We start from the raw sequence: 25,941 nt of genomic DNA, 5'->3' as shown, positions 1-25,941 counted from the left end.
GAGGACGCCATGATCGAACTAGACCTCTCCCCGCAGATCGCGGAGCTCCGCTCGACCCTCGCCGACATCGTCGCCGTCGTCAACGTCGAGAAGCTCCGCGCCGACATCGCCGACCTCAGCGAGAAGGCCGGGGCGCCCGATCTCTGGGACGACACGACGAACGCGCAGAAGGTCACCAGCGCGCTCAGCCACCGCCAGGCCGAGCTCGGCCGCATCACCTCCGTGGAGAGTCGCCTCGACGACCTCGAGGTGCTCGTCGAGCTCGCCAACGAGGGCGACGATGAGGAGTCCGCCGCCGAGGCGCTCGCCGAGCTGGAGTCCGTCCAGAAGACGCTGGGCGATCTCGAGGTGCAGACCCTGCTGAGCGGCGAGTACGACGAGCGCTCGGCGATCGTCACCATCCGCTCGGGCGCAGGCGGCGACGACGCCACCGACTTCGCCGAGATGCTCATGCGCATGTACCTGCGCTGGGCGGAGCGGCACAAGTACCCGGTGAAGGTCATGGACACCTCCTACGCGGAAGGCGCCGGCATCAAGTCGGCGACCTTCGAGGTCGAGGCCCCGTACGCGTTCGGCACGCTCTCGGTGGAGGCCGGCACGCACCGGCTCGCCCGGATCAGCCCGTTCGGGTCGGCGGACAAACGCCAGACCTCCTTCGCGGCGGTGGAGGTCATCCCGCTGATGGAGGAGGCCACGGCGGTCGAGGTCCCCGACGGCGACATCCGCGTCGACGTGTTCCGCTCCTCCGGCCCGGGCGGCCAGTCGGTCAACACGACCGACTCCGCGGTGCGCATCACCCACCTCCCGACCGGCATCGTCGTCTCGATGCAGAACGAGAAGTCGCAGATCCAGAACCGCGCGGCCGCGATGCGCGTCCTCCAGACCCGGCTGCTCCTGCTCCAGAAGGAGGAGGAGGCCGCCAAGAAGAAGGAGCTCGCCGGCACCATCACGGCGAGCTGGGGCGACCAGATGCGCTCCTACTTCCTCTACGGCCAGCAGCTCGTCAAAGACCTGCGCACCGGCTACGAGTCCGGCAACCCCGCGTCGGTGTTCGACGGCGACCTGGACGGCTTCATCGCCGCGGGCATCCGCTGGCGCGCCGGCTCCAAGGACGAGGACTAGCCGGGTCACAGGCCTCCCGTCGCCCGCGCACAGCGCGTGTGCCGGGGACTGTCAGGCTTGCGGCCCGCTGGCATGTCGCTACTGTGGAACGCGGAAGTGTTGCTTAGTCTCTAACAGTCATGATCCGGTTCGAACACGTATCCAAGCAGTATCCGGGAACCGCACGCCCGGCACTCAACGGCATCAACCTGGAAGTGCTGCGCGGCGAGTTCGTCTTCCTGGTCGGCGCGTCCGGCTCGGGCAAGTCGAGCTGCCTGCGGCTGATCCTCAAGGAGGAGCGGCCCACCAAGGGCGGCATCCATGTCCTGGGCCAGGACCTCGGTACGATCTCGTCGCGCAAGGTCCCCTACTTCCGCCGCAACATCGGCGTGGTCTTCCAGGACTTCCGGCTCCTGCCGAACAAGACGGTCTTCCAGAACGTCGCGTTCACGCTCCAGGTGATCGGCAAGTCGCGCGGCTTCATCCAGGAGGCCGTCCCCGACGTGCTCGCGATGGTCGGCCTCGACGGCAAGGCGCAGCGCCTGCCGCACGAGCTCTCCGGCGGTGAGCAGCAGCGCGTCGCGATCGCCAGGGCCGTCGTCAACAAGCCGCAGATCCTCCTCGCGGACGAGCCGACCGGAAACCTCGACCCGGCCACCAGCGCCGGGATCATGTCGGTGCTCGCCCAGATCAACGCCGGCGGCACCACGGTGCTGATGGCCACGCACGAGGCGGCGATCGTCGACCAGATGAAGCAGCGCGTGATCGAGCTCGTCGGCGGCCAGATCGTCCGCGACGAGCGCCACGGCGGCTACGGAGTGACGGCCGCCATCCCGCTGCCGCGGCCGACCGCGGAGGGGCTCGCGGCGCCGTCCGCGCCCATCCCGACCGTGCCCGTGTCCGCCGCCGCGGCGGCGCCCGCTCCGTCGGAGCCGATGACCCGTCCGCACACGCCGGTCGCGAACCCCACCGGGCCGGTCCCGGTCTACCAGCCGGCGCCGCCCGCGCCCGTGCAGCAGGCGCCGGAGCAGGCCCCCGCCGTGCCCGCGCCCGTCCCGGTCGCCGTGCCCGCCTCCGCGGGCGAGGACCTCCCGGACCACCTGAACTTCACCGCCAACCTCGACCTGAGCGGGCTGCGCGACGCGTCCGACCGCGACGGCGAACAGAATGTGGGTCCCACGAAATGAGATTCGGGCTCATCTGGTCCGAGGTCGGCAACGGCCTGCGCCGCAACATCTCGATGGTCATCTCCGTCGTGCTCGTCACCTTCATCTCGCTGACCTTCGTCGGCACGGCCGCGCTGCTCCAGCTGCAGATCGGGCAGATGAAGACGTACTGGTACGACCGTGCCCAGGTCGCCGTCTACATGTGCACCGAGACCGACAACTGCCCGGGCGGCGCCGCGACCCCGCAGACGGTGGAAGCCGTCAAGAAACAGCTCCAGTCGCCGGAGATCGCGCCCTACATCCAGAAGTTCTACTTCGAGGACCAGAAGCAGGGCTACGAGCAGTTCAAGCAGCAGTTCAAGGGCAACCAGATCGCCGACTACGTCACGCCGGACATGATCCCGCAGACGTTCTGGGTGAACCTCAAGGACCCGAACCGCTCCGATGTGCTGAGTGAGACGTTGACCAGTTCGCCCGGCGTGCAGAGCGTCGTGGACCAACGCAGCTACCTCGACCAGATCTTCAGCATCCTCAACGCGGCCAGCATCACCGCGATCGGCATCGCGATCATCATGCTGGTGGCCGCGGTGCTGCTGATCGCCACCACGATCCGCTTGTCCGCGTTCTCCCGGCGGAGGGAGATCGGGATCATGCGACTGGTCGGCGCGTCCAACCGCTTCATCCAGACCCCGTTCATCATCGAGGGCGTGATCGCCGCGTTGATCGGGTCGATCCTGAGTTGCGTGGTGATCTGGCTGCTGGTGCAGTACTTCGTGCGCGGCGTCCTCGGCCCGAAGATCCCGTCGATCAACTTCGTCGGGATGGATCAGGGCTGGCTGGTGATTCCGCTGCTGATCGTCGTCGGTGTCGTGCTGGCGGCGGCCTCCGCGAACTTCGCGATCAAGCGGTACCTGCGGGTTTGATCGTTCGGAGGGTCTGACCCGATAGACTGGTCTGCTGCCCGGCGGTGTGCCGGGCAGCACCATCTTGACGTCAGGAGACGCTGTGCCCAGGGAACGTGGCCAGAAGGTCGTGGCCACCAATCGCCGAGCGCGCCACGACTACACCATCGAGGACACCTTCGAGGCGGGCCTAGTGCTCACCGGCACCGAGGTGAAGTCGCTGCGCGAGGGGCGGGCGTCGCTGGTCGACGGCTACGCGTTCGTCGACGGCGGGGAGGCCTGGCTCGACGCCGTGCACATCCCCGAGTACCTGGACGGCACCTGGAACAACCACGCCCCGCGGCGCAAGCGCAAGCTCCTGCTGCACAAGGCGCAGATCGTCAAGATCGAGAACAAGGTCAAGCAGGGCGGCTACACGATCGTCCCGCTGCAGATCTACTTCAGTGACGGGCGCGCGAAGGTCGAGATCGCGGTCGCCAAGGGCAAGCGCGAGTACGACAAGCGCCAGGCCCTGCGCGAGCGCCAGGACAACCGCGAAGCCGACCGGGCGATGTCCAGCAGGCGTCATCTCGGCGAGTGACGGCCGGCGCTCGGCGCGCTGTCGGCGCCGGGTGGCAGGATGAGGGCATGAGCATGAACGACGAGGTGACGGCGGGCGTCGTCGCCGCGCGCATCCCGGTGAACGGCACCTACAACTTCCGCGACGCGGGCGGGTACCCGGTCCCGGAGGGCGCGGTGCGCCGCGGCAAGCTGTTCCGCTCCGACGCTCTGGCGCGTCTGGGCGCGGAGGGGCGGCGGTCTCTGCGCGAGCTCGGGGCACGCGTCGTGGTCGACCTGCGCGACGAGTTCGAGACCCAGGCGATGCCCGACGATGTCGACGGCCTCGACCTCCGACGGGTGCACCTTCCGGTGTTCGAGGGGTCGGGGAACTCCGCCTCCATGATCGGCATCACCCTGGCCGGGCTCTACGAGAAGATCCTGCTGCAGCACCGAGACGTGGTCGTGAGCGCCCTCCGAGAGATCGCGGACACCGGCGACGACGCCGTCATCGTGCACTGCACGGCGGGAAAGGACCGCACCGGCATCGTCGTGGCGCTCGCGTTGAGCGCTGTCGGTGTGGACCGCGAGACGGTCGTCGCCGACTATGCGGCGACGCAGGCCAACCTCGACGGCGAGTGGCTGGAGGGCATGATCGCGCTGGTCCGCAGCCATGGCGCCGAGGTCACGCCCAATTTCCGCATCATCCTCGGGGGGAGTCCGCCGGAGGCGCTCGAGGAGTCGCTCGACCTGCTCGACCGACAGTTCGGCGGAGTGCGGGAGTACCTGCTCGCCACCGGCCTGGACGAGTTCGAGCTGGCGAAGCTGCGCTCCGTGCTGGTGGAACCCGCGTGAGTTCACATCGAAGCCATAACCGGCGTTCAGCGGTATCGCGGCTGGATCAGGTGTTCTAGTGAGTATGGACGAGAACCAGCCCACCGAGCCGCTGTACCCGCAGCCGCAGGGAACGCCGCAGCAGGCCGTCCCGCCGCAGCAGGCCGGGTATGCGCACGGACCGCAGGCGCCGTACGGCCCGCCCGCGCGACCGGCGGGGGAGCCGTTCTACAAGCGCCACGGGCTGGCGTTCGCCATCTCGACGCTGGTGCTCGGCGTCATCGTGCTGTTCGGCATCGCCGGCGCCGGCGCGTTCGCGGTGGGCTCCGTCGTCTTCCACGCGGGCTCGTCCGTGTCGCGCCTGCTGCACGACGGCAACCGCGGCCCGGTGCAGGTGAAGCCGGGCGCCCCTGGGTTCCCCGGGCAGAACGGCAAGGGCAACGGCTCCGGCCAGGGCGGCCGCCAGGACGAGGGCCCGATCGCCAAGGGCGTCGTCCGCGGCACCGTGACGAAGATCTCCGGCTCGTCCTGGACCATCACGACTCAGCGCGGCGCGACCCTGACCGTCGAGACCTCCTCGTCCACCGTGTACGGCGCGCCCGGCCAGACCCGGAAGGCATCCGACTTCGCCGTCGGCGACGAGGTGATCGTCGTCGGCACCCGCTCGGGCAGCACCGTGACGGCGCTCCGCATCCTCAACGTCGCCGACCTCCCGCTGCGGCCGGGGCAGCCGACGCCGTCCCCGACGCCGAGCAGCTGACCGACCGGTGTAATTCTTAGGACGCCGCGAAGCGCGCGTGCACCTGCACCGCGACCGTGATGTCCTCGGGCTTCAGCGCGAGCGTCGCGCCGCCGAAGTCGGCCGACATCGCGCGCGCGTGCAGCGGCTGCGGCTGACCGTTCGTCGGCCCGTCACCGAGCATCCCCGGGTCGCTGAGCGCGAGCGGCTTCACCGTCGTCAGCCCGAGGCTGGTGGCGTACACCGTCGCCTTGGCCACCGCGTTCTCCACCGCCCGCCGCCGTGCCTCCTGCGTGATCGACTGGCGCCGCGCCTCCGTCAGACTCCAGGTGACGCCCTGGATCGTGACGCCGTCGAGGAGGGACACCACGCCCACCCAGTCGGAGAGCGCGGTCAGCTCGCTGAAGGTGACGTCCATCCCGACCTCCGCGTGATAGACCGGCGCGAGCCGGCGGCCGTCCTGGTTCCACGGCCGGTCGCCCCAGATGCGGAGCTGGTCGGAGGCCCACGCGGTCACCGGGCCGGACTGCGGGTTGTGCAGCTCGCGCAGCTCGGCGGCGAGGGAGGCGTGCCGCTGGGTGGCGAGGGCGAGCGTCTCGCCGCGCTCCTCGCCCTCGTAGGCCACGCTCAGCCGCACCGCTCCCCGCTCGGCCGGATGCGTCAGCTCGAACTCGCCCTGGACGGTGATGATGGTGTCGGCCATCCACCGATCGTGGCATAGAAGGTCGTGACTAAGAAGTCCGGGCTCGGCGGAGCCGCCATCACGACGCGGTGCTGCGCCGGACGATGAGCTCGGGCTTCAGGCGCTGCGATTCGACCTGCTCTCCGTCGATCGCGCGCAGCAGTGTTTCGAGGGCGCGCCGCCCCATCTCGTGCATGGGGGAGCGCACCGTCGTGAGCGAGAGGGCGTCGGACGCGGCGAGCGGCGTGTCGTTGTAGCCGACCAGCGCGACGTCCTCCGGGACGCGCAGTCCCATCCGCTCGATCACCCCGAGCGCTCCGATCGCGGCGAAGTCGTTGGTCGCGAACATCGCGTCCGGGTACGGCTTCTCGGCGAAGATCCGCTCGGCGCCCTCCCGTCCGGCGGCCGCGTCGAAGCCGATCGAGACGATCCGGTGCTCGGGGATGTCGATACCGGCCTCCCGGTAGGCGTCGACCACTCCGCGCGTGCGCTCGCGACCGGTCGACGCGAACGGGAGTCCGGCCAGAATGGCCACATCGCGGCGGCCTGACGCCAGCAGGTGCTCGGCGACCCGGCGTCCACCGAGCTCGTCGTCGCAGGTCACGGCGATGTGGTCGCCGCTGCGGCGGGAGGTGAGGACGAACGGGACGTCGCGCTCGGCGAGGGCGTCGAGGAACGGGTCGTCCAGGTGGGCGTCGCCGAAGATCAGGCCGTCCACCCGGCGATCGAGCATCGACTCGGTGCGCGCGCTGCGCAACTCGGCGTCGTCGAGCGAGTTCGTGACGAATGCGGAGACGCTGTGCTCGGTCGCCGCCTCGTCGATGCCTTCGTAGATCGTCGCGAGCACGAAATCCTGGAGGCGTGGCACGAGCACCCCGACCAGGTTCGAGCGCGACGTGCGCAGGCTCGCGGCGTGCGGGTTCGGCCGGTATCCGGTCTCGTGCGCGACGGCGAGGATGGCGGCGACCGTCTCCGGCGCGGCCCACCGTGCAGCGTCCTCCTGGCTCGCCGCCAGCACGCGGGAGACGGTCGTGACCGACACACCGACGCGGTCGGCGATCGTCCGCTGCGTCGTCGGGCGCCGGCCGGCCGGGGGTTTTGCTGTCATTGCGCTCCTTCTGCCGTCATTATGGCGTGCCCATCGCGAGCTCGGCCCCCGGCGGTCCGGTGAACCGTGGATTCGCCCCGCTCGACGGTGGTCCGTTTGCACAATCGTTCAACACAATCGATTGACGCAATCGATTGTGTTGTGGCAGAGTGGCTGTCAGACCTTCCGGTCGCCCCACGTCCGACGCTGAACGAAAGGACCTGCCGCCGATGCAGCACATCGTCGTCCTCGCCACAGGAGGGACCATCTCCTCCCGTTCCGGAGCAGGCGGTTCGGTGGCGACCGACGGCGGGCCGGCGCTCGTGGCCGGCCTTCAGGTCGCGGGCGTCACGGTCGAGACCGTGGACGTCCTCCGGAAGAACTCGTTCAACCTCACGCTGCGCGATCTGCGCGAACTGAGCGAGGCGGTCGCCGCCCAGCTCGACCGGCCGGAGGTCGACGGGATCGTGGTCACCCACGGGACCGACACCCTGGAGGAGTCGGCCTTCCTCGTGGATGCCGTGCACGATGACGATCGGCCGGTCGTCTTCACCGGCGCGCAGCGCCCGGCCGATCATCCGGAGTCCGACGGACCGGGCAACCTGGCCGACGCCGTTGTGCTCGCGGCCCATCCTTTCGCGCGTCGCCGCGGCGTGCTGGTGTGCTTCGCCGGCCAGGTCTTCGCGGCCCGGGGCGTCCACAAGGCGGAGACCCTCGCCCCCGCACCGTTCGCGGCGCGGGACGGCGTCCCCGTCGGCGTCGTGGCGGGCGGTCTCGTCGCGTTCCAGACGCCGCCACTGCGCCGGCGCGCGCTCCGGCGGCCTGGCGCGGGCTTCGACTCCGTGCGGGTCGACACCGTCGTCTGCCATCCGGGTGGCGACAGCGTTCTGTTCGACGCGGCGCTGGCCGCCGGAGCGCGCGGCGTCGTGCTCGTCGGGACCGGTTCCGGCAACGCCTCCGCCGGTCTGATCGCCACCATCGACGCGGCGACGCGGGCGGGGGTCGTCGTCGCGCTCTCCACCCGCGTGGCGCGTGGGCCGGTCGTGCCGCTGTACGGCGGGGGCGGCGGCGTGGATGCCGTCCGCGCCGGCGCGCTTCCCGCCGTGGAGCTGCCCGCATCGCAGGCACGCATCCTGCTCGCCCTGCTCCTGGACACGGAGCCCGCAGACCGCGTAGGCCCCCGGTTCACGGCCCTGGCCGGACCCGCACTCTGAACACCGCACCACCGATCGGAAGAAGGAAGACACCCATGACCAAAGAGATCTTCGTCGCGTTCGGCATCGACATCGACGCCGTCGGCGGCTGGCTCGGCTCGTACGGCGGCCAGGACTCGCCTGGCGACATCTCCCGCGGGCTCTTCGCGGGCGAGGTCGGCGTCCCGCGGCTGAACCGCCTGCTGGAGAAGTACGACCTCCCCGCCACCTGGTTCTGGCCGGGTCACTCGATCGAGACCTTCCCCGAGCAGTTCGACCAGGTCGTGGCGTCCGGCCACGAGATCGGGCTGCACGGCTACAGCCACGAGAACCCGATCGCCATGAGCAGGCAGCAGGAGTCCGACATCCTCGACCACTGCATCGAACTGATCTCCGACCGCTCCGGACGCCGCCCGACCGGCTACGTCGCCCCCTGGTGGGAGTTCTCGCCCGTGACCAACGAACTGCTCATCGAGCGCGGGATCCGCTACGACCATTCGCTCATGCACCGCGACTTCGAGCCGTATTACGTGCGCGTCGGCGACAGCTGGACCCCGATCGACTACGACGGCAGGGCTGCCGACTGGATGCGACCGCTGGTTCGCGGCGAGGAGACCGACCTGGTCGAGATCCCGGCGAGCTGGTACCTCGACGACCTGCCGCCGATGATGTTCATCAAGTCCTCGCCCAACAGCCACGGCTTCGTGAACCCCCGCCACCTCGAGGAGATGTGGCGCGACCAGTTCGACTGGGTGTACCGCGAGCAGGACTACGGCGTGTTCACCTTCACCATCCACCCGGACGTCTCCGGACGTCCGCAGGTGCTGCTGATGCTGGAACGGCTCATCGAGCACATCTCCGGCCACGACGGCGTGCGCTGGGCGACCTTCGACCAGATCGCGCAGGACTTCCAGCGTCGTTCCCCCCGGCGCTGAGCCGGCCCCACCCCAACCCATTCCCTCCACGAAAGGGGAGACATGAGCACCGTCGCTCGTGAGTCCGCCGGACGGCTTCGCACCGTCGGCGTCAAGGAAACCCGCCGCGCGACCGGAATCGCGTTCTTCGCCTGGACCATCGCGGTCTACGATTTCATCCTGTTCGGGACGCTGCTGCCCGACATCGCCGCCGACTTCGGCTGGAGCACCAGCGAGGCACTCCTCGTCTCGACGCTGGTGAGCGTCGGCACGTTCGTCGTCGTGATCTGCGTCGGCCCGCTGGTCGACCGGCTCGGCCGCCGCAAGGGCATGATCATCTCCGTGGGCGGCACCGCGCTCTCCTCGGCCGCGACCGCCGCGACCGTGGGCTCGGCATCCCTGGTCGGCGTGCGCTCGATCAGCGGCCTCGGCCTGGCGGAGCAGTCCGTCAACGCCACCTACCTCAACGAGCTCTACGCCCTGACCGAGGACAAGCGGATCAAGCGCAACCAGGGCTTCGTCTACGCGATCGTGCAGACCGGGTGGCCGCTCGGTGCGATGCTCGCCGCCGGCTTCGTCGCCGTCATCATCGCGATCTTCGGGGTCGACAGCTGGCGCATCGCCTTCCTGATCGCGACGGTGCCCGCGGTCATCGTCGCGCTGCTCTGCCGGCGGCTCAAGGAGAGCCCGCAGTTCGTCGTGCAGCAGCACGTACGCGCACTCCGCAAGGAGGGCAGGACCGAGGAGGCCGCGCAAGTCGCGGCCGCGGCGGGGCTCGACCACCAGACCGCTGCGCCGTTCAAGCGGATCTTCCAGGGCAAGCACCTGCGCAACACCCTCGTGCTGTCGTTGGCCTGGCTGGTGAACTGGTTCGGCATCCAGACCTTCTCGGTGCTCGGCACGACGGTGCTGCAGACCGGCAAGGGCATCGACGCCTCCAACGCCCTGCTGCTCGTGGTCGGCTCCAACCTGGTGGGTGCGCTCGGGTATCTGACGCACGGCTGGCTGGGCGACCGGTTCGGGCGCAAGCGGGTCATCGTGACCGGCTGGATGCTCGGCGGGATCTGCTTCGCGGTGCTGCTGCTGGGGCCGAGCGACACCGTGTTCGTGCTCGTCAGCTACATGCTCGGCCTGTTCTTCCTGCTCGGCCCGTACGCCGCGATCATGTTCTTCCAGGCCGAGTGTTTCGACCTGGACTGCCGGGCGACCGGAAGCACGTTCATCGGGGCGATGAGCCAGCCCGGCGCGATCATCGGCGGATTCATCCTCACCGGTCTCACCGCCGCCGCGGTGCCGTTCGCCACCGCCGCGCTCTGGGTGGGCGCGCTCGGGACGCTGCTGTCCGGGCTGGTCATGCTGGGAACGAAGACGGTCACCCCGAAGTCCGCTGTGGTCGCTCCGGACCCGTCCGCCGTGGTTGTCCCTGTCGCCGGCGCCGGCGAGGAGGCCGACGGATGAGCGCCGTCAGCATCGTCAGCGGCGCGGCCTCCGGGATCGGCAGGGCCGCCGCCGTCCGGCTCGCCTCCCGCGGCGACCGCGTGGTCATCGGCCACTTCGCCGCCGACCCGCACGACGCGGGGGAGACACTCCGTCAGGTGCGGGCGGCCGGGGGAGAGGGTGCCGTCGTCGATCTGGACGTGGCGAGCACCGCCTCGGTCGACGCGTTCGTCGCCGCAGCGCTGAGCGCGTACGGACGGGTCGACCATGTCGTGGCCAACGCCGGCATCCTGCGCCGGGCGCCGTTCGCCGAGATGACGGACCGGCAGTGGGACGAGGTGCTGCAGGTGGACCTGCACGGTGTGATGCGGCTGGCCCGCGCCGCCGTCCCGCACCTCGGCGACGGCGGATCGGTCGTCGCCATCTCCTCCATCGCCGGCGGGGTCTACGGCTGGCAGGAGCACGCCCACTACGCGGCGGCGAAGGCGGGAGTGCTCGGCCTGATCCGCAGCCTGGCCGTCGAGCTCGGCCCGCGCGGGGTGCGGGCGAATGCGATCATCCCCGGCCTGATCGAGACCCCGCAGTCGCTCGACGCGGTCAACTCGCTCGGCCCGGACGGGCTGCGCGCGGCCGGCGGCGACATCCCGTGGGGGCGCGTCGGCCGTCCGGAGGAGGTCGCCTCCGTCATCGCCTTCCTCACCTCGGCCGACGCGGTCTACGTGAGCGGCCAGGCGATCACCGTCGACGGCGCGCTCACCGTCGCGATGCGGGACTGAGGGCGAGGGATGAATGGAATGCTGAGCGGGCGCGCCGCACTCGTCACGGGAGCCGCGGGCGGCATCGGGCTGGCGATCGCACGGCTCTACGCCGCCAGCGGGGCGGCGGTGATCGGCGCCGACCGCGACGCCCGCGTGGTGGACCTCGCCTCAGCGGAGGGCTGGGCGGCCGGCATCGTCTTCGACGCGGCGGACGAGCGTTCGGTTCGTGACGCGGTCTCCACCGCGGGGGAGCGGCTCGGCCGGATCGACATCCTGGTCGCCTCGCACGGCATCCTCACCGAGTCGCCGGTCGCCGCCATGACGCTCGACCGCTGGGAGGAGACACTGCGGATCGATCTGACGAGCGTCTTCCTGCTGGCTCGGGCGGTCCTGCCGGGCATGCTCGAGCGCCGGGACGGCCGGATCATCGCCGTCGCCTCGCAGCTCGCCCTCAAGGGCGGCGACGGTCTCGCCCACTACGCGGCGGCCAAGGCCGGCGTCATCGCCTTCGTGAAATCACTGGCGCTGGAGGTGTCGGCCAGCGGCGTGCTCGTCAACGCGATCGCCCCCGGCCCGATCGAGACCCCGCTCGTCGACGGCATCAGCGAGGACTGGAAGGCGGCCAAGCGCGCCGAGCTCCCGCTGGGCCGGTTCGGCCGGCCGGAGGAGGTGGCGCCCGCGGCGCTGCTGCTGGCGTCGGACCCGGGAGGCAACCTCTTCGTCGGCCAGACTCTCGGCCCGAACTCGGGCGACGTCATGCCCTGACCTGCGGGTCTGTGATGTAGAATGAGAAGCTCGCCGCCAGGAGCGGCGTGAATCTGGACAACTCAACAGCGCGCGATGACGACCCGGCCTCACGGCCGTCGCACGGGGATGATCGGTTTCGACATTGTCTGCGAGAGTGTGAGAAGCGGGTCGAGGACGCATGGTTATCTCGTAAACGATCCATGCAAAACAATAAGTGCCAATAACAAGAGCACTGTCTCGGCCAAGGCCGACTTCGCCCTCGCGGCGTAAGTTCCCCTTCGCTATATAAGAGACCGTCAGACCGGGAACTGTCTTCTACCCGGATCCTGGCGTCAGCTAGAAGACTTGCTTCTGCGTTGAGCATCAGGGCGCAGAGGGACTCCAACTGATACTGAGCCCGTCGGAGCAGGTGCCAGCGACAAGTTCCGGGGCTGAGAAAGCGACTTAACTGGCTACACCCGTAGAAGGCACATGACCACAGCAGTGGACGGGGGTTCGATTCCCCCCATCTCCACCGGATCGGTCGTCGTCGCGCGTTGTTGGGATCCGCGGGATTCCGTGGACGTTGGGGCCCTCTCCGGTTTCGGAGAAGGCCCCTTTTGTCGTATTGACCTCCGGGTTCGACGGGTGGAGGCTTTATGGAGCTTGGCAAGGGGGCGTTCGCATGCAAGATAGTCAGCGGTTCACCAGGGGCCTCGAGATTCGTCGTGAAGTGTTGGGAGACGAATACGTCGACGACAATCTGTCTGGGTCGGACGAATTCATGATGACCTTCCAACACATCGTGACGGAACTGGCGTGGGGACTTGCATGGGATGGCGCAGCCCTTGATAAGAAGACGAAATCGATCCTGAGCATCGGCATTCTTGCCGCTCTCGGCCGTTTCGAAGAGGTCGAGATCTACACGAAGGCTGCACTAACCACCGGCGTCACTGTCGATGAACTCACGGACGTGCTGACCCACGTCTCGGTCTATTGCGGGACGCCGACGGGTCGTCAGGCATTTCTCGCCGCACACCGAGCGCTTGAGGCTGCGGGGATTGCGTAGCGGGATGGCACACCACCGACTACGTTTGGCCATCGGTGGCTTCGTGATCGCGGCCGGCAACTTCGCGGTGATCATGTGGACCCGGCGCAGGCGGGGCGCCGAGCGGGGGGTCGATGGGTATCAGTGATCGGTCGGCGTGCCCGCGACCGCGGTCTCTGCGTAGAACTGCGAATACCGGTCACGCACCCGCAGTCGCACAATGGCAGCGGAGGCGATCACCATGAACGTCCTGAGCACATCGGCCGAGCCCATCGCCATCGACTGCGTCATCATCGACTGGGATCAGGTTCAACTCCCTGCGACCGGTCCGGAACCCCAACCCGCGAACGAGCCCGCCAGGCAGTAGAGCGCGGGGACGGGTGGTTCGGGTAGCACCCGTTCCCGTCTCCCGAGGGCGTACGCAGTTCCTGCAGGTGGCGGACCGCCCCTGAACGACCCTACCTGAGAGTTCTCGAATGCTCCCTCCCCGCGGTTCGTGGACGGTCGTATCCTGTCGCGCAGGTGCGTTGGGGGCGCAGCGCGGGCGCGATCATGGACGTTCGGGCGCAGGTACTGTCGGTCAGCTACGACGTCGACGGCGTCGCCGGGAGGGACGCGCGCGTGCACGCCATCGCCGAGTCGCTCGACGTGATCCTGCCGTCGGAGCACTCCGGGTGGGCCGACATCGGGTCGCTGCCCGGTGACGTCACCCTCATCGCCCGCTACGGTCCCGAGCGCGTCGTCGTCGTCGACGCGGTGAAGCGGACGGCCGACGCGCATCCGACAATGCTGGCCTTCCGCAGCCGCCCGCGTTCGGTGGACCCGGTCCGCTTGAGCGACCGGATCGAGCTGCGGGAGTGGCGCCGGCACCCGGTCTACTCCGAGCTGTTCAGTCTGCTGGGCACCACCTATCAGATCGCGCTCCCCGTCCAGCCGCTGGCCACGGGCCGCCTGCGGACGTGGGTGTTCAACCGAGCCGACCGCGACTTCGGTGACGACGAGCTCGAGCTCGCCCGACGGCTGCAGCCGCTCCTGGCCGCGGTCGACACCGTGGCGGTGGCCCCCCGTCCGTCCGTCGCATCGGCGGCGTTCGCCGCGCGGTCCGGACTGACCGCCCGCGAGGCGCAGATCCTCGGGATGCTCGGCTCCGGGATGACCGCCACTTCGATCGCGTACGTGACGCGCGTCAGCCCGCGCACCGTCCAGAAGCACATCGAGCACATCTACGCGAAGCTGGGCGTGCACGACAGGGTCTCGGCCGCGCTCCTCGCTGCGGACCGGCTCGGCCGTCCGTAGTTCTGCGTATGGCGCCGCCTGTGGCGGATCGGCGACGATCGCAGCGATCGGGGGTGCGCGATGCTCATCCGGGCGGCCGTGTGCGCGGTCGTGGTGGCGACGCTGCTGGCGATGCCGTCAGCGCCACAGGGCCGTGTCGTCGCCCCGGTCGGCGTCGGTCGGAGCACGGGAATCGTCGTCGTCGACCCGTTCCAGCGCGCCGGAGCGCGTCCGATCGACTACACGCCACCTCGCTGACGCGGAGGCCCCGATACGGGCTGCCACGATCGAGCAGTTATGGAGAAGCGCCACCCCCTCCCGCGACCGTAGATTGTGTCTCAGCCGATCGAACGGCGAGAACTCACACGAAGGGGACGATCATGGCCGACACCACGTTCAGCAAAGAGGAGAAGGCGGCGATCCGGGCCACCGTCGCCGAGCAGAAGGCGATGAAGGCGGGCGCCGACGCCGCCGCCGCGTGCGATGAGGCGATCGCCGCGATGACCGGCACCGACAGGGAGCTCGCGGAGGCCTTCCACCAGCTCGTCACAGACAACACCGACCTCGCCGCGAAGACCTGGTACGGGATGCCGGCCTACGCCGACGCCGACGGCAGGACGGTCGTCGCGTTCAAGCCGGGCTCGAAGTTCAAGATCCGTTACGCCACGATCGAGTTCCAGCAGGCCGCGACCCTTGACGACGGCAGCCTCTGGCCGGTCGGGTTCGCACTGATCAAGCTCGACGACGCCGACAAGGAACGCGTCGCGCAGATCCTCCGCACGGCCGTCGGACGCTGACACGCCGCGGCCCCTCCGCGACAGTACGCGTCGGGGCCGCGGACGTGATTGGATGAGCGCGTGACCCAGACTCCGGACGGCCTCCCCGCGGCTGCGCGCTCGCGCGTGGAGCGGCAGGCCGCCAGCGGGGTGCGGTCGTCGCTCTTCTCCGCGCCGGCCGCGGCCGCGGCCCGCAGCGCGGGGCTGCTCCCGGTCGGCGAGGTGTTCGGCGGCCTGGTCGTCAGCCTCGGCTGGACCGGCTCGGGCTGCTCCTGGTGGAGCATGACCGGGCCGACGGTCGGTCCCAGCTCCGCGCTCAACCGCCCCACCTGGAGCTCGCCGGTCACGACCTCCGGTGGCAGCACCTACGTGGGCTTCGCGCCCTACGTGAAGGCGTTCGAGTCCGCCTGGTACGGGGCCGTGCGGCGGATGCTCGCCGAGGCCCGCGCGCTCGGAGCGCACGGTGTGGTGGGCGCGACCGTGCAGCGCACCCGGCTCGACGGGTCGACGTGGGAGTTCACGGCGCTCGGCACCGCGGTCCGCTCCGACGACCCGCTGCTCGTGCCGTACCCGAAGAACCGCGGCGACGTGTGGAGCACGAACCTGACGGTCGAGGACACGGCGTCCGCCATCCTCAGCGGGTACTCGCCGGGCGAGCTGCTGCTCGGGATCAGCATCTCCACCAAGCACGAGGACTACGAGCTGCGCACCCAGCGGACGAGCTGGGTGAACGGCGAGGTGACCGGGATGACCGCGCTCGTCCAGGCTGCGCGGGCGGAGGCCCTGCACCGGCTGGAGACGCGCGCCACCGCGACCGCGGGGGCCCACCTCGTCGTCACCGACCTCCACCTGGGCGAGTTCGAGACGCCGTGCGGCGAGGAGAAGGACCTCCACGCCGAGGCGACCGTGATCGGGGCCACCCTGATCCCCGTCCCGCGCTTTAGCCGCCGCGCCGAGCTGTCCGCCGTCACCACCGTCATCCCGCTCAGCGACCTGCGTCCGCGAGCCTGAGACCCACCACCCGAGAGGAACCACCGTGTCCGACCCGTTCTCCAGCGTCACCCTGCCCAGCGACGCGCGGGCCCGCCTCGCCGACGGCCGCGCACGGCTGTTCACCTCCGACCTGTCTGTGAACGAGTTCCTCCTGGTCCGGCAGGCGGGATTCCGCCCCGTCGGCCTCGTGCTCGGCTCCAGCGTCTACCATGTGGGCATCCAGGCTCGTAAGTGGAGCAAGAACATGGAACTCGAGAAGCTGAGCCAGGCGATGTACCACGCCCGCGAGCTCGCGATGACCCGCATGGAGGCCGAGGCCGACGCGCTCGGCGCGGACGGGATCGTCGGCGTGCGGCTCGAGATCGAGTTCAAGGAGTACGGCAACGACCTCGCCGAGTTCGTGGCGGTCGGCACGGCCGTCGTCGCCGACGAGAAGCCGCCGACCGGCACCTGGCGCAACAACAAGCGGATGCCCTTCACCTCCGACCTGTCCGGTCAGGACTTCTGGACGCTCATCCAGTCCGGCTACGTCCCGCAGGGCCTCGTCATGGGCACCTGCGTGTACCACATCGCCCACCAGGGCATGATGGCGACCATGAACAACCTCGGCTCGAACGTGGAGATCACGGCGTTCACCGAGGCGCTCTACGACGCCCGCGAGCTGGCGATGGGCCGCATGCAGGCCGAAGCGGAGGCGCTCGACGCGGAGGGCGTCGTCGGCATGCAGTTGCTGTCGCTGCCGCACCGCTGGGGCGGCCACACCACCGAGTTCTTCGCCATCGGCACCGCGGTCCGCCCGCTGCGCGACGACCACGTCATCGCGACACCGAACCTCGTCCTCCCGCTCACCGACGGCGGACGATGACCGGACCCGCTGAGGCGGCGGCCGACCCGCAGACGTTCCTGGCCGATCTGGTCGAGAGCGTCGGCCGCGCCCTGCCTCCGGCGCTCGCCGCCCGGGTGCTGGTCGTCGAGCGCAGGCGGACACTCGCCGACCGCGTCTCCGGGAGGCCGGGGGCGATCTCCCGGGTCAGCCTGATCGGCACGGAGGAGACGCTCACGCTCGGCTACGAGCCGGGGCCGCACTGGAAAGGGGAGGCGCACCGCGTCTACGGCGGCGTGACGATCGCACGCCGTGCCCTCGGCCTGGGGGACTGGCTCACCGCGTTCGCGGGCCGGGTCGCCGCGCTCGCCGCGGAGGCGGCAGGCGACGCCGCGACCTCGTCGCGCGCGTTGCAGACCCTGGGTCTGGAGCCGGCCGGGTCGGAGATCCAGGTGCGCGACGCCACGATCGAGGGCGACCTCCGGACACTCCCCGCGCGCCTCGGCCATCGGGTGCCGGACGAGGCGGTCGCTCAGGTCGGGCGGATCGGGGACCTCCTCATCGACGCCCTCCCACGGGTCGCCGGGCAGGGCGAGCCGGAGGTCGTGGTGCGGCGGACCGCGACCGTCTACCTCCCCGACACGCTGCGCGCCTACCTGTCGCTGCCGGCGGACTGGGCGGCCGACCACGTCTTCCCGGACGGGACGACCGCGTCGGCGGCGCTGGTCGGTCAGCTCTCCGAGTTGGAGCGCGCGGCGAGGCGGATGCGGGACGCCGCGATCGAGCAGGACGCCTCCGCGCTGCTGGTCAACGGGCGCTTCCTGGCGGACCGGTTCGGGGCGTCGCGGCTCGACCTGCCCTGAGCTCGATTGTCCTGAGCGCCACCTGCCCTGAGCGCGACGCGCCCGCGAGCCTGGCGCCGGGTCAGTTGCTCGTGCCCGAGTGCGACCGGTCCAGGTAGCTGCGCGAGCGCGAGATCTGCTGCTCCAGGGCGTCCACCGTCTTCGCCATGCTCTCGACCGCCTTCACGCGGTAGCTGTCGATCGAGTCCATCGTCGCGAAGACGTTGTCGAAGGCGTGCTGGAGGGTTTCCAGGCTGACGCCGGTGGAGACGGCGTCCTCGTGGACGCGCGCCGTCTGCTGGCGCAGCAGCTCGCCGGTGCGGTCGATCATGGAGTTGGTCGCGTCGTTGAGGGCGCTGATCTGGTCGAGCACCAGCTCCTGATTGCCGAGCGCCTGCGCGACGATGATCGCGGTGCGCAGGGCGGCGACCGTGGTCGTCCGAGCGCGCTCGACGCCTTTGATGAGCTCCAGGTTGTTCTTGCGGATGGCGTCGAGCGCGAGGTAGCCCTGCACGGACACCGCGATCTGCGTCGTCAGGTCCTGCCGGCGCTGGCGGATCGGGAAGAGCGCGTCGGCCACTAGGGCGTCCGCTCGGCTCGGGTCGGAGGCGCGCAGCTCGGCGGCACGCGTCTGGATCGAGTCGTCCAGGGCCTTCGCGAGCGTGGTGTACTCGCCGAGCTTGCCCATCGTCGCCCACAGGTTGGTGCGCTCCAGGTCGATGGCGGCGTTGTCCTTGAGCAGGGCGTCCTGACCGGAGATCAGGGCGGTGATGATCGCGTCGAGCTGCTTCTGCGCCGGCTGGTAGCGCTCGAAGTACCGCATCAGGGACTTGCCGCCCGGCAGCTTCCCGAGGAAGCCCTTCGAGCCGGAGAGATTGGAGTGGCCCGGGTCGAGGTCGGTGATCGTCGTCCGCAGCTGCTGCAGGGTCTGGGCGACCTGCGTCTGCGGGTCGGAGGGGCCGCCGCGACCGCGCGCCGCGGCGAGCGAGGACTCCGGCCGCTGCAGCATCCGGTTGGACACCTCGGAGGACGACCGGATCTCCTGCACGCCCATCCGCGCGATCTCATCGACGCGGCGGGTGAACTCGGGGCTCCCCGGCTCCACCCCGGCGAGCCCGGAGACGAACTCGTCCGCCTTCGCGGCGAGCTCGGCCCGCTTGTCGGCGGGCACGGCGACCATCCCGACGGCCTGGTCGCCGCCGACCTCCGGCACCGCGGCGGGAGGCGTGAGGCTCACCCCGGCCGCCGGCTGGTCCGGTGGCGTCAACGGCTGGTTGAGGTCGAGCTCGGACATCGGTACTCCTCCCCGGGGTCGGACGCGCGAACGTGCGGCGCCCGACGACAAGACACTTGAGCCAACACTAGAACGAACAGTGCTGCGCGGGCGCGCGGTTTGGGGTGACTCGCAGGTGAGTCGGTACAGCGCAGGGATGATCGGGTGGCGACCGGAGCCGGATGCGCGGGCTCGTGGGCTGCGGCGAGGCTGGGGTGATGCGTCTGCGTTCCGTGCTCCAGTGGACCCCGTCCGTGCTCTTCGTCCTGCTGGTGGGTGTCGGCATCCTGCTGATGACTCTTGAATTCGACAACACGACGACAACCCTGCTGGTGGGGGAGCTCGACGGCGCCCAACTGGGGCTGACCCTTCTGCTGGTCGCTGCCGCCGTCACGGTCGTGCTGCTCGGCCAGCTCATGGTCGTCGTGGAGCGGGTGCCGTGGCGGTGGGCACGCGTACTGACGAGGGTGGCCGCGGTCGCCGTGTGGATCGCGCTCATCCCCGTGGCGTTGGCGATGTTGTACGTCCTCGGCTGGGCCAGCAGCGTGGAGTACGTCCATCTCGACGTCCCCGGGCGCGACCTCGCCGCCTACCGGTCCTCGGCGTCGGAGACCATCGGGCTGATGGAGCGGCGCGGACTCTTCTACGAGCGGGTTCACTGCCCGCCGCTGGAGGCCGCCCTGCAGGATGACCTGGCGATGGGTCACCGCGGGACCCCCGGTTGGCCGCGCTGGGACGAGTTCGACCTCCAGCAGTGCCGCTGACCTTATGCAGTCGGCTCCCGGTCCTTGCCGACCGCCGTCGTGAACCCGGTGACCGGCTGGTTCTCGTCGAACGCCGCGGCCCGGCGGCGGAAGCCGCGCGTGAGCACGAGCAGGTACGCGAAGCCGATCGCCGTCCAGATCAGGCCGCCGATCAGCGCGTCCTCGTGGAGGTTCACCCAGAGGACGCCCGTCAGCGCCATGCCGATCGCCGGGAGGACGATGAAACTCACCACGTCGCGGAAGTTCTTGCGCCGTCCCTGACGAATCGCGAACCACGCGATCACCGAGACGTTCACGAAGGTGAACGCGATGAGCGCGCCGAAGTTGATGAAGGCCGAGATCATCTCGAGCGTGAACGACGCCGCCAGCAGGCAGATCGCTCCGACGAGCACGATGTTCAGCGTCGGCGTGTGCGTCCGGGGGTGGACGTAGCCGAAGAACCGGCGCGGGAGGACGTTGTTGCGGCCCATCACCAGCAGCATCCGGGACACCGACGCGTGCGACGCGAGGCCGGAGGCGAGCGTGGCCGCGAAGCCGGCCGCGACGAAGATCGCCTGGAAGACCGGGCCGCCGACGATGAGGCCGATCTGGGGGAGCGGGTCGTCGGTGAACTCCCCGAACGGCGCGTTCGTCGGGAAGCGGAGCTGCGTGAAGAACCCGGCGATGAGGAAGATCGCCCCGCCGATCACCACCGTCAGCAGGATCGCCCGCGGCATCACCTTCGGGGTCGTGGCCTCCTCGGCGTACATCGTCACCGCGTCGAAGCCGATGAACGAGAAGCAGACAACCGTCGCGCCGGTGAGCACGGCCGACAGCGTGACGCCGTCGTGGAAGAACGGCTTCACCGAGGCGACCGTGCCGTCGCCAGCGCCGTTCGCGAGCTGCGCGACCACCATGACCACGAACACGGTCATCACGACGATGGCGAAGACGAGCAGGATCATGTTGATGTTCGAGGTGCCGCGCATCGTGAAGTAGATGAGCGTCGTGACCGCCGCGCAGTAGAGCACGACCCAGATCCAGCCGGGGACGCCGGGGAAGACCTGCTCCAGGTAGAGCCGGATGATCAGGCAGTTCACCATCGGCAGCAGCACGTAGTCGATGAGGGAGGTCCAGCCGACCATGAAGCCGAGGTTCGGGTGGATGGACTCCCGCACGTATGTGTACGCCGACCCGGCGCTCGGGATGGCGCCCGCCATCTTGCCGTAGCTGACGGCCGTGAACATCATCACGATGAGCGCGACCAGATAGGCGGCGGGAACGGCGCCGCTGGTCTGGTCGGAGACGATGCCGAAGGTGTCGAAGACGACGGTCGGCGTCATGTACCCGAGGCCGAGGCCGACGATGGCCCACAGCCCCAGGCTGCGGCGCAGGGTGCCGGCGCGTGCGGGCGTGGGCGCAGTGGACGTCGTCGTCATGGGCTCTCCTTCGGGAACGGTTCCCGAGACCCTAGCAGGAGAAGAGCGCTTTTCTGAAAGAACCCACAGAAATGTGAGCGTTTCGGTCAGCGGGTGGAGGTCGCGACCACCCAGTCCAGTGCAACGGGGAGGGCGGTCAGCACCGAGACGTGGCCCTCGCGCGGCCGCAGCCACAGCTCGCCGCGGCGGAGCCGTTCGAGCATCCAGCCCGCGTGCGTGGCCGGGATGACGCGGTCGCGGCCGCCCTGCACGAGGAGGGTCGGGGCGGCCACCGCGCCCAGCTCGACGCCCCACGGGGCGACGTAGGCGAGGTCGTCGTCCACCTCGCCGGCGTGCCCCTCGGCCGCGCCGGCCCCGGCGTCGGCGCCGAGCGCGGCCCAGGCGCCCTTCAGGGTCTCGTAGTCGCGGGCGGTGAACGACTCCGGCTCGAATTCGGCGGTCTCGGCGTGCGCTGCGCGGGCGTCCCGGCCGGCGAGCGCGGCGCGGAGGCCGCCGGGGTCGGCCATCCCGGCGAACCAGTCGACGTCGCCCCAGAACGGAGCGATGCCGGCGAGCGACACCACCGCGCTCACGCGTGCGGGGGCGAGCACCGCGCAGGCGAGCGCGTGCGGGCCGCCGCCGGAGGCGCCGAGCGTGGCGAAGCGGTCCACGCCGAGCTCGTCGAGGACGGCGAGCACGTCGGCCGCAGCGGCGGCGACGGTGCGGCCGGTCAAAGCGTCGGAGCCCGGGTAGCCGGGCCGGGCCACCGAAACGACCCGCAGGCCGCGGGCGGCGGCTGCGTCCGCGATGGGCGGGATGACGGCTCCGGTCTGCGGGGTGCCGTGGTGCCAGACGACGACCGGTGCGTCGGCATCATCCGGGGCCCCGGTGTCGAAGAACCGCACCGAGCGGCCGTCCGGTCGGGTGATTCTCCCGACCCGGCCTCCGGTCAGCTCCGCCACGCGTCCACCTCCGCCTGCAGCTCGGCCTTCCGCTCGGCGGTCGCGAACGAGGCGTCGATGGAGGTGCGCGCGAACCGCTCGGCCTGCTCGGCGGTGACTCCGAGCGTGTCCCGGATCGCGAGGTAGTTGTCGCCGACGTAGCCGCCGAAGTAGGCCGGGTCGTCCGAGTTCACCGTGACGCGGACCCCGGCGGCGTCGAGCCGCAGCAGCGGGTGGGCGCTCAGGTCGGGGACGGTGCGCAGGCGGACGTTGGACAGCGGGCACACCGTCAGCGGGATGCCGTCCGCGGCCAGGCGCGCCAGCAGGTCCGGGTCCTCGGCCGCGCGGATGCCGTGGTCGATGCGCTCCACGCCGAGCAGGTCGAGCGCCTGGACGATGTAGGAGGGCGGACCCTCCTCGCCCGCGTGCGCCACCGCGTGCAGCCCGGCGTCCTTCGCGCGGGAGAACACGTTCGCGAACAGCTCGGGCGGGTACCCGACCTCGGCCGAGTCGAGCCCGACCCCGAGCAGCCGCTCGGGCCGGGTGAGCGCCGCGGTGAGGACGGCGTCGGCGGACTCCACCGGCTGGTCGCGCAGGAAGCACAGGATGAGGCCGCCCGACATCCCGAGGTCGCGCTCGGCCTCCGCCAGTGCGCCGCTGATCCCGTCCACAACCGCCTCGATCGGGACCCCGCGCGAGACGTGCGCCTGCGGGTCGAAGAACAGCTCGGCGTGCCGCACACCCTGCGCGGCGGCCGTCCGGAGGTAGCGGCGGGTCAGCTCGGCGAAGTCGTCCTCGGTGCGCAGCACGGCCATCGTCGCGTAGTAGAGGTCGAGGAACGACTGCAGGTCGGAGAAGTCGTACTGCGCGGCGAGCTCCTCGACCGAGGCGTACGGCAGGTCCACCCCGTTGCGCCCGGCGAGCTCGAACGCCAGATCGGGCTCGAGGGTGCCCTCGATGTGCAGGTGGAGCTCGGCTTTCGGCAGGGCGAGCAGGGCGTCGTCGGAGGGCGGCGTGGTCATGGTTCGATCCTCCCACTGAACGGGGGGCGGCCGGTGTCGAGCGCATCATCCGGTCGGCGGATGCTGGGTCCATCGCCCGCCGGACGTCTCAGCGTCAGCACCTGAATAGCCTCGACACCATGCCCTCCCTCGCTCGCCGCCGCGCCCTCCTGATCGTGGCCGCGCTCGCCACCATCGTCGCCGGGCTGACCGTCCACGAGACCGTCGACAGCTGGGTCGGCGCGTTCGCCGGGGATGCGCTGTATGCGGTCCTGATCTTCCTGCTCGTCGCAGTCGTGGCCGTGCGGGCGTCGAGCGCTGTGGTGGGCGGCGTCGCTTTCGCGCTGTGCGCCGCCGTGGAGGTGTTTCAGCTCACCGGCGTCCCCGCGCACCTGTCGGCGACGATCCCGGGGGTCGAACTGGTGCTCGGGTCCACGTTCCAGTGGAGCGATCTGCTCGCCTACGCGCTCGGGGCCGTGCTCGCGGCCGCGGTGGATGCGGGGATCAGGAGACGCGCAGCAGGATCTTCCCGAGGTGCGCGGACGACTCCATCCTCCGGTGCGCCTGGGCCGCGTCCGCCAGCGGGAACACCGAGTCGATGACTGGGCGGACCTTGCCGGATTCCAGCAGCGGCCAGACGTGCTCGCGCACGGCGGCGATGATCGCGACCCGTTCGGCGAGCGGGCGGGCGCGCAGCGTCGTGCCCTGCAGGCGGGCGCGCTTCATCATCAGGAGGCCCATGTCCACCGCGGCCGGCGTGCGGTCGCGGATCGCGATCGACATGATGCGGCCGCCGGTCGCGAGGGCCTCAAGGTCCCGGGCGATGTAGGCGCCGCCGACGATGTCGAGGACGACGTCGGCGCCGCGGCCGTCGGTGAAAGCGCGGACGGCCGCCACGAAGTCGTCTGTGCGGTAGTCGACGGCGGCGTCCGCTCCGAGGCCGCGGCAGAAGGCGGCCTTCTCCGGACTGCCGGCGGTCGCGATCACGGGCGAGCCCAGCGCGTGGGCGAGCTGGATGGCCATGCTTCCGATCCCGCTGGAGCCGCCGTGGACCAGCAGGGTCTCGCCTGGCGTCAGCGCGCCGAGGTCGAACACGTTCGACCAGACCGTGGCGGCGACCTCGGGTAGTCCAGCAGCCTCCACGCGGTCCACGCCGGGCGGGATCGGGAGCACGAGCCCGGCGTCCACCGCGACGTACTCGGCGTAGCCTCCCCCGGGCAGCAGTGCGCAGACGAGGTCGCCCTCACGCCACCGGCCCGGCTCGACCTCTGTGCCGACCGCGTCGATGACGCCGGACACTTCGAGGCCGAGCCATTCCGGGGCGCCGGGCGGCGGCGAGTAGAAGCCGCGGCGCTGGCTGAGGTCGGCGCCGTTCAGTCCCGCCGCGATCACGCGGATGCGGACCTCGCCGGCTGCGGGCTGCGGCTCCGGGACGTCGGCGACGGTCAGGACCTCCGCGTCGCCGGGCTGCGGCACGACCACGGCGCGCATCAGCGGACCGCCGATCCCGTGGCTGGCTTGCGTCCGAGCACATCCCGGATGCGCACCTTGCTGGAGTACTCGATGGACCCGTAGCGGAAGAGCCGCACGGCCAGCCGGAGCACGACGTAGGACAGGGCGAACAGCTCGACGATGATCACGATCGCCTGCCAGAGCGGCAGCGAGCCGAACGCGTTGAGGATCAGCGCGGTGATCGGCGCCGTGTAGGGGAAGAACGCCAGGATCTGCACGATCGGCGCCTCCGGCGTGCTGACCGCGTAGCTGGACGCGTAGATCGGGATGACGACGGCGAAGATCACGACGGAGAAGAACGGCGCGGCGTCCTTCGCGGTCGGCATCACCGCGCCGACGGCGACGAGCGTCCCGGTGAACAGCGCGAACCCGCCGATCGTGATGAGCGCGCCGACGATCATCTTCTGCGGATCGAACACCAGGGAGCTCAGGTCGAAGTTCGGGATGGCGAGCTGGTCGCGGAAGAACAGGTAGCCGATCACGACCGGCAGCGCGAAGACCGCGATCTGGATTATGCCGACCGCGAACAGCGACACCACCTTGCCGACCAGGAGGTTGGTCGGGTTGATCGTCGTGAGGATCATCTCGGTGACCCGGTTCTCCTTCTCCTCCAGCGTCGAGTTGAGCATCTGGTTGCCGAGGAACACGATCACGACGAAGAACGCGGCCAGGAAGATCAGCGGAGGCAGGATGCCTTGGAATCCCGGCGCGACAGCGCCGTCCTTGAAGGTGGTCGTCGAGGTGTTCGTCTCCCCGCGCAGGATCGCGACGTCAACCGGGCTGTTCAGCTTCTGCTCCACGCTCGTCGCGATCAGCGATTGGGCGACGGCGGAGTACTTGCTGTTCGCGAACACGCCGGCGTCGGCCCCGTAGACCTTGATCGTCTGTTTCGACGGGTCGGCCGGGTAGTCGAAGAAGGCCGGGGTGCCGCCGATCTGCACCTCCTCCACGCCCTCGGAGCTGCTGGCGATCTCCTTGCCGCCGTAGCTGCTCGCGACGGTCGGGTCGACCAGGCCGGACGCGTCCACGTAGAGGAAGTCGAAGCGGGCGTTCTTCTGCTGGTCGGCGGTGTTGGCGCTGGAGACGTTCGCCGAGATAACGAGCGTCCCGAGGCCGAATACCAGGATCGGCAGGATGAGCGTCACGGCCCAGAAGCTGCGCTTCTTGATCGTGCGGGTGAACTCGAACCCGATGACGGTGGAGAGGTTGTGGCGGGCCAT

Annotated in this window: 29 protein-coding genes and 1 other RNA gene; 21 read left to right on the top strand and 9 right to left on the bottom strand. The window is 70.1% G+C overall.

Features of this window, described 5'->3' with window-relative positions; all coding sequences use genetic code 11:
- The first annotated feature begins 9 nt into the window (after positions 1-9).
- From prfB to ACFRFH_RS15545, 6 genes are all read left to right on the top strand, one after another.
- The gene (prfB, locus tag ACFRFH_RS15570; protein ID WP_382463909.1) at positions 10-1,122 is read left to right on the top strand and encodes a peptide chain release factor 2; all 1,113 of its coding nucleotides are present in this window, start codon (positions 10-12) and stop codon (positions 1,120-1,122) included.
- Positions 1,123-1,241: 119 nt separating this feature from the next.
- Positions 1,242-2,288, top strand: coding sequence for a cell division ATP-binding protein FtsE (ftsE, locus tag ACFRFH_RS15565; RefSeq protein ID WP_382463908.1), 1,047 nt, complete (start codon positions 1,242-1,244; stop codon positions 2,286-2,288).
- Positions 2,285-3,190, top strand: coding sequence for a permease-like cell division protein FtsX (gene ftsX, locus ACFRFH_RS15560; protein ID WP_382463907.1), 906 nt, complete (start codon positions 2,285-2,287; stop codon positions 3,188-3,190). The genes ftsE and ftsX overlap by 4 nt, the downstream gene beginning before the upstream one ends.
- A gap of 82 nt (positions 3,191-3,272) precedes the next feature.
- Positions 3,273-3,749, top strand: a complete 477-nt coding sequence (gene smpB, locus ACFRFH_RS15555; RefSeq protein WP_382463906.1) for an SsrA-binding protein SmpB — start codon at positions 3,273-3,275, stop codon at positions 3,747-3,749.
- Between the two features lie 47 nt (positions 3,750-3,796).
- A complete protein-coding gene (locus ACFRFH_RS15550; RefSeq protein WP_382463905.1) occupies positions 3,797-4,561 on the top strand; it encodes a tyrosine-protein phosphatase in 765 nt (254 codons plus the stop codon).
- A gap of 64 nt (positions 4,562-4,625) precedes the next feature.
- Positions 4,626-5,300, top strand: a complete 675-nt coding sequence (locus tag ACFRFH_RS15545) for a DUF5666 domain-containing protein (protein WP_382463904.1) — start codon at positions 4,626-4,628, stop codon at positions 5,298-5,300.
- Positions 5,301-5,316: 16 nt separating this feature from the next.
- Here the strand turns inward: ACFRFH_RS15545 and ACFRFH_RS15540 are convergent, their stop codons facing one another.
- Both ACFRFH_RS15540 and ACFRFH_RS15535 read right to left on the bottom strand, forming a co-directional pair.
- On the bottom strand, positions 5,317-5,982 hold the full coding sequence (locus ACFRFH_RS15540; protein ID WP_382463903.1) for an SIMPL domain-containing protein: 666 nt from the start codon (positions 5,980-5,982) through the stop codon (positions 5,317-5,319).
- Between the two features lie 58 nt (positions 5,983-6,040).
- Positions 6,041-7,069, bottom strand: coding sequence for a LacI family DNA-binding transcriptional regulator (locus ACFRFH_RS15535; RefSeq protein WP_382463902.1), 1,029 nt, complete (start codon positions 7,067-7,069; stop codon positions 6,041-6,043).
- Positions 7,070-7,278: 209 nt separating this feature from the next.
- Between ACFRFH_RS15535 and ACFRFH_RS15530 the strand changes: the two genes are divergently transcribed.
- From ACFRFH_RS15530 to ACFRFH_RS15500, 7 genes are all read left to right on the top strand, one after another.
- Positions 7,279-8,262, top strand: coding sequence for an asparaginase (locus ACFRFH_RS15530; RefSeq protein ID WP_382463901.1), 984 nt, complete (start codon positions 7,279-7,281; stop codon positions 8,260-8,262).
- Between the two features lie 35 nt (positions 8,263-8,297).
- A complete protein-coding gene (locus tag ACFRFH_RS15525) occupies positions 8,298-9,176 on the top strand; it encodes a polysaccharide deacetylase (protein WP_382463900.1) in 879 nt (292 codons plus the stop codon).
- Between the two features lie 42 nt (positions 9,177-9,218).
- Entirely contained in the window at positions 9,219-10,613 is a 1,395-nt protein-coding gene (locus ACFRFH_RS15520) for an MFS transporter (RefSeq protein WP_382463899.1), read from the top strand.
- Positions 10,610-11,368 (top strand): SDR family NAD(P)-dependent oxidoreductase, encoded by a 759-nt coding sequence (locus ACFRFH_RS15515; RefSeq protein ID WP_382463898.1) that lies wholly within the window; start codon positions 10,610-10,612, stop codon positions 11,366-11,368. The genes ACFRFH_RS15520 and ACFRFH_RS15515 overlap by 4 nt, the downstream gene beginning before the upstream one ends.
- A gap of 9 nt (positions 11,369-11,377) precedes the next feature.
- The gene (locus ACFRFH_RS15510; protein ID WP_382463897.1) at positions 11,378-12,115 is read left to right on the top strand and encodes an SDR family NAD(P)-dependent oxidoreductase; all 738 of its coding nucleotides are present in this window, start codon (positions 11,378-11,380) and stop codon (positions 12,113-12,115) included.
- A gap of 104 nt (positions 12,116-12,219) precedes the next feature.
- Positions 12,220-12,614: a transfer-messenger RNA gene (ssrA, locus tag ACFRFH_RS15505) on the top strand.
- Between the two features lie 147 nt (positions 12,615-12,761).
- Positions 12,762-13,145: a carboxymuconolactone decarboxylase family protein gene (locus tag ACFRFH_RS15500; RefSeq protein WP_382463896.1), complete on the top strand. Its 384-nt coding sequence runs from the start codon at positions 12,762-12,764 to the stop codon at positions 13,143-13,145.
- Between the two features lie 120 nt (positions 13,146-13,265).
- On the opposite strand, the gene ACFRFH_RS15495 is transcribed toward ACFRFH_RS15500, so the two are convergent.
- A complete protein-coding gene (locus ACFRFH_RS15495; protein ID WP_382463895.1) occupies positions 13,266-13,418 on the bottom strand; it encodes a hypothetical protein in 153 nt (50 codons plus the stop codon).
- A gap of 228 nt (positions 13,419-13,646) precedes the next feature.
- Here ACFRFH_RS15495 and ACFRFH_RS15490 point away from each other — a divergent pair, with 228 nt between their 5' ends.
- The 6 genes from ACFRFH_RS15490 to ACFRFH_RS15465 all read left to right on the top strand — a co-directional run bounded on the left by ACFRFH_RS15490 (position 13,647) and on the right by ACFRFH_RS15465 (position 17,854).
- Positions 13,647-14,420, top strand: a complete 774-nt coding sequence (locus ACFRFH_RS15490) for a response regulator transcription factor (RefSeq protein ID WP_382463894.1) — start codon at positions 13,647-13,649, stop codon at positions 14,418-14,420.
- 60 nt (positions 14,421-14,480) lie between these two features.
- Positions 14,481-14,657, top strand: coding sequence for a hypothetical protein (locus ACFRFH_RS15485; protein WP_382463893.1), 177 nt, complete (start codon positions 14,481-14,483; stop codon positions 14,655-14,657).
- Between the two features lie 122 nt (positions 14,658-14,779).
- On the top strand, positions 14,780-15,196 hold the full coding sequence (locus tag ACFRFH_RS15480; RefSeq protein ID WP_382463892.1) for a hypothetical protein: 417 nt from the start codon (positions 14,780-14,782) through the stop codon (positions 15,194-15,196).
- 60 nt (positions 15,197-15,256) lie between these two features.
- Positions 15,257-16,186, top strand: a complete 930-nt coding sequence (locus ACFRFH_RS15475) for a heavy metal-binding domain-containing protein (protein ID WP_382463891.1) — start codon at positions 15,257-15,259, stop codon at positions 16,184-16,186.
- Between the two features lie 25 nt (positions 16,187-16,211).
- Entirely contained in the window at positions 16,212-17,033 is an 822-nt protein-coding gene (locus ACFRFH_RS15470) for a heavy metal-binding domain-containing protein (RefSeq protein ID WP_382463890.1), read from the top strand.
- Positions 17,030-17,854 (top strand): hypothetical protein, encoded by an 825-nt coding sequence (locus ACFRFH_RS15465; protein ID WP_382463889.1) that lies wholly within the window; start codon positions 17,030-17,032, stop codon positions 17,852-17,854. Before ACFRFH_RS15470 ends, ACFRFH_RS15465 begins: the two co-directional genes overlap by 4 nt.
- 61 nt (positions 17,855-17,915) lie before the next feature.
- Here ACFRFH_RS15465 and ACFRFH_RS15460 read toward each other — a convergent pair whose 3' ends face one another.
- Complete coding sequence (locus tag ACFRFH_RS15460; RefSeq protein ID WP_382463888.1) at positions 17,916-19,127, bottom strand: toxic anion resistance protein; 1,212 nt, start codon at positions 19,125-19,127, stop codon at positions 17,916-17,918.
- Positions 19,128-19,324: 197 nt separating this feature from the next.
- On the opposite strand from ACFRFH_RS15460, the gene ACFRFH_RS15455 reads away from it, so the two are divergent.
- On the top strand, positions 19,325-19,870 hold the full coding sequence (locus ACFRFH_RS15455) for a hypothetical protein (protein ID WP_382463887.1): 546 nt from the start codon (positions 19,325-19,327) through the stop codon (positions 19,868-19,870).
- Between the two features lie 2 nt (positions 19,871-19,872).
- On the opposite strand, the gene ACFRFH_RS15450 is transcribed toward ACFRFH_RS15455, so the two are convergent.
- From ACFRFH_RS15450 to ACFRFH_RS15440, 3 genes are all read right to left on the bottom strand, one after another.
- Positions 19,873-21,288 (bottom strand): APC family permease, encoded by a 1,416-nt coding sequence (locus tag ACFRFH_RS15450; RefSeq protein WP_382463886.1) that lies wholly within the window; start codon positions 21,286-21,288, stop codon positions 19,873-19,875.
- An 86-nt stretch (positions 21,289-21,374) separates the two neighbouring features.
- A complete protein-coding gene (locus ACFRFH_RS15445; protein ID WP_382463885.1) occupies positions 21,375-22,229 on the bottom strand; it encodes an alpha/beta fold hydrolase in 855 nt (284 codons plus the stop codon).
- A complete protein-coding gene (locus ACFRFH_RS15440; protein WP_382463884.1) occupies positions 22,217-23,230 on the bottom strand; it encodes an adenosine deaminase in 1,014 nt (337 codons plus the stop codon). The genes ACFRFH_RS15445 and ACFRFH_RS15440 overlap by 13 nt, the downstream gene beginning before the upstream one ends.
- Positions 23,231-23,349: 119 nt before the next feature.
- Between ACFRFH_RS15440 and ACFRFH_RS15435 the strand changes: the two genes are divergently transcribed.
- The gene (locus ACFRFH_RS15435) at positions 23,350-23,811 is read left to right on the top strand and encodes a DUF2809 domain-containing protein (protein WP_382463883.1); all 462 of its coding nucleotides are present in this window, start codon (positions 23,350-23,352) and stop codon (positions 23,809-23,811) included.
- On the opposite strand, the gene ACFRFH_RS15430 is transcribed toward ACFRFH_RS15435, so the two are convergent.
- A complete protein-coding gene (locus ACFRFH_RS15430; protein ID WP_382463882.1) occupies positions 23,714-24,700 on the bottom strand; it encodes an NAD(P)H-quinone oxidoreductase in 987 nt (328 codons plus the stop codon). The genes ACFRFH_RS15435 and ACFRFH_RS15430 overlap by 98 nt on opposite strands.
- Positions 24,700-25,941, bottom strand: a complete 1,242-nt coding sequence (locus ACFRFH_RS15425) for an ABC transporter permease (protein ID WP_382463881.1) — start codon at positions 25,939-25,941, stop codon at positions 24,700-24,702. Before ACFRFH_RS15425 ends, ACFRFH_RS15430 begins: the two co-directional genes overlap by 1 nt.

Origin of the sequence: Leifsonia sp. NPDC056824, assembly GCF_042789575.1 — a bacterium.
Taxonomy (GTDB): domain Bacteria; phylum Actinomycetota; class Actinomycetes; order Actinomycetales; family Microbacteriaceae; genus Leifsonia.
Note: the sequence above shows the minus strand (reverse complement) of the source record. Positions and strands in the feature narration are given on the sequence as shown.

Coding starts and splice junctions, on each gene's coding strand:
- ACFRFH_RS15440 (WP_382463884.1), bottom strand. CDS start 23,230: ATGACCACGCCGCCCTCCGACGACGCCCTGCTCGCCCTGCCGAAAGCC.
- ACFRFH_RS15545 (WP_382463904.1), top strand. CDS start 4,626: ATGGACGAGAACCAGCCCACCGAGCCGCTGTACCCGCAGCCGCAGGGA.
- ACFRFH_RS15525 (WP_382463900.1), top strand. CDS start 8,298: ATGACCAAAGAGATCTTCGTCGCGTTCGGCATCGACATCGACGCCGTC.
- ACFRFH_RS15430 (WP_382463882.1), bottom strand. CDS start 24,700: ATGCGCGCCGTGGTCGTGCCGCAGCCCGGCGACGCGGAGGTCCTGACC.
- ftsX (WP_382463907.1), top strand. CDS start 2,285: ATGAGATTCGGGCTCATCTGGTCCGAGGTCGGCAACGGCCTGCGCCGC.
- ACFRFH_RS15540 (WP_382463903.1), bottom strand. CDS start 5,982: ATGGCCGACACCATCATCACCGTCCAGGGCGAGTTCGAGCTGACGCAT.
- ACFRFH_RS15495 (WP_382463895.1), bottom strand. CDS start 13,418: ATGATGACGCAGTCGATGGCGATGGGCTCGGCCGATGTGCTCAGGACG.
- ACFRFH_RS15450 (WP_382463886.1), bottom strand. CDS start 21,288: ATGACGACGACGTCCACTGCGCCCACGCCCGCACGCGCCGGCACCCTG.
- ACFRFH_RS15460 (WP_382463888.1), bottom strand. CDS start 19,127: ATGTCCGAGCTCGACCTCAACCAGCCGTTGACGCCACCGGACCAGCCG.
- ACFRFH_RS15480 (WP_382463892.1), top strand. CDS start 14,780: ATGGCCGACACCACGTTCAGCAAAGAGGAGAAGGCGGCGATCCGGGCC.
- ftsE (WP_382463908.1), top strand. CDS start 1,242: ATGATCCGGTTCGAACACGTATCCAAGCAGTATCCGGGAACCGCACGC.
- ACFRFH_RS15510 (WP_382463897.1), top strand. CDS start 11,378: ATGAATGGAATGCTGAGCGGGCGCGCCGCACTCGTCACGGGAGCCGCG.
- ACFRFH_RS15500 (WP_382463896.1), top strand. CDS start 12,762: ATGCAAGATAGTCAGCGGTTCACCAGGGGCCTCGAGATTCGTCGTGAA.
- ACFRFH_RS15520 (WP_382463899.1), top strand. CDS start 9,219: ATGAGCACCGTCGCTCGTGAGTCCGCCGGACGGCTTCGCACCGTCGGC.
- ACFRFH_RS15530 (WP_382463901.1), top strand. CDS start 7,279: ATGCAGCACATCGTCGTCCTCGCCACAGGAGGGACCATCTCCTCCCGT.
- ACFRFH_RS15455 (WP_382463887.1), top strand. CDS start 19,325: ATGCGTCTGCGTTCCGTGCTCCAGTGGACCCCGTCCGTGCTCTTCGTC.
- ACFRFH_RS15550 (WP_382463905.1), top strand. CDS start 3,797: ATGAGCATGAACGACGAGGTGACGGCGGGCGTCGTCGCCGCGCGCATC.
- ACFRFH_RS15535 (WP_382463902.1), bottom strand. CDS start 7,069: ATGACAGCAAAACCCCCGGCCGGCCGGCGCCCGACGACGCAGCGGACG.
- ACFRFH_RS15465 (WP_382463889.1), top strand. CDS start 17,030: ATGACCGGACCCGCTGAGGCGGCGGCCGACCCGCAGACGTTCCTGGCC.
- ACFRFH_RS15515 (WP_382463898.1), top strand. CDS start 10,610: ATGAGCGCCGTCAGCATCGTCAGCGGCGCGGCCTCCGGGATCGGCAGG.
- ACFRFH_RS15485 (WP_382463893.1), top strand. CDS start 14,481: ATGCTCATCCGGGCGGCCGTGTGCGCGGTCGTGGTGGCGACGCTGCTG.
- prfB (WP_382463909.1), top strand. CDS start 10: ATGATCGAACTAGACCTCTCCCCGCAGATCGCGGAGCTCCGCTCGACC.
- ACFRFH_RS15435 (WP_382463883.1), top strand. CDS start 23,350: ATGCCCTCCCTCGCTCGCCGCCGCGCCCTCCTGATCGTGGCCGCGCTC.
- ACFRFH_RS15425 (WP_382463881.1), bottom strand. CDS start 25,941: ATGGCCCGCCACAACCTCTCCACCGTCATCGGGTTCGAGTTCACCCGC.